2 pseudogenes are annotated in these 1,227 nt (G+C 70.2%); one reads left to right on the top strand and one right to left on the bottom strand.

The features are described 5' to 3' along the window. A pseudogene (locus ABZV94_RS41710) lies at positions 1 to 790 on the bottom strand (IS5 family transposase); the annotation flags it as partial. A gap of 44 nt (positions 791 to 834) precedes the next feature. On the opposite strand from ABZV94_RS41710, the pseudogene ABZV94_RS41705 reads away from it, so the two are divergent. Beyond that, positions 835 to 1,227: pseudogene (locus tag ABZV94_RS41705) on the top strand (PQQ-dependent sugar dehydrogenase); the annotation flags it as partial.

Genomic DNA, 1,227 nt, shown 5'->3' with positions numbered 1-1,227 from the left:
TGGTAGGACTCGGCGGTCTTGTCGTAGCGGGTTGCGATGCCGCGCCACTGCTTGAGGCGGTTGAAGCACCGTTCCACGACGTTGCGCTGCTTGTAGAGCTGCTTGTCGAAGGCCGGCGGGCGTCCGCCCCGGCTGCCGCGCCGGAGCCGGTTGCGGATCTGGTCGGCACGCTCGGGGATGGTGTGGCCGATACCGCGGCGCCGCAGCCAGGTCCGTATCGCGCGGGAGCTGTAGCCCTTGTCGCCCAGCACGTGGTCGGGCCGCGTCCGCGGGCGCCCCGGCCCGGTGCGGGGCACCCGGATCGCCTCCATCACGGTGGTGAACCGGGTGCAGTCGTTGGTGCTGCCGCCCGTGAGCTCGAGGGCGAGCGGTCGCCCGAAGGCCTCGCAGGCCAGGTGGAACTTGCTGGTCAGGCCGCCCCGGGAGCGTCCGAGCGCGGGGCGGCGGTGCCCCCTTTTCGGGCCCCGGCGGCATGCTGGTGGGCGCGTACGACGGTGGAGTCGACCGACACCAGCCAGCCGATCTCTCCCGCCGCGTCCGCCCGGGCCTGGGCGGCCTGGAGCATCCGCTCGAAGGTGCCGTCCAGGGCCCACCGGCGAAAACGGGTGTGCAGCGTGTGCCAGGGGCCGTACCGCTCCGGCACGTCCCGCCAGGCCGTGCCCGTCCGGAACTTCCACACGATCCCGTTGAGCACCCTCCGGTCGTCCAGCCGCTTCCGCCCACGCAAGGACTCGGGCAGCAACGGACGGAGGAACTCCCACTCCTCATCAGACAGCTCATGACGACGTATCACCCGACCATGATCCACCACGCAAGATCAATTGAAGACACGCCCTAGAAGGCACCAGCACCGTCGACGAGTTCGCCGTACGGCACGGCAAGATCCAGCCGCAGACCCGGCGCACGGTCATCACCCAGACCCAGCCCTACGCCAACCACAACGGCGGCGACATCAAGATCGGCCCCGACGGCTATCTCTACATCGCCCTCGGCGACGGCGGCTCCGGCGGCGACCCGCACGGCAACGGCCAGAACCTCGACACCCTGCTCGGCAAGCTGCTGAGGATCGACCCGAGGGGCGCCAAGCCGTATGCGATCCCGTCGGACAACCCGTTCGTGGACGTCCCGAACGCGCGGGACGAGATCTGGGCGTACGGGCTGCGCAACCCGTGGCGGTTCTCCTTCGACGCGGGCAAGGGCGATCTATGGCTCGGTGACGTCGGCCAG

Origin of the sequence: Streptomyces sp. NPDC004658, from assembly GCF_040609555.1 — a bacterium.
Lineage (GTDB): Bacteria > Actinomycetota > Actinomycetes > Streptomycetales > Streptomycetaceae > Streptomyces.
Note: the sequence above shows the minus strand (reverse complement) of the source record. Positions and strands in the feature narration are given on the sequence as shown.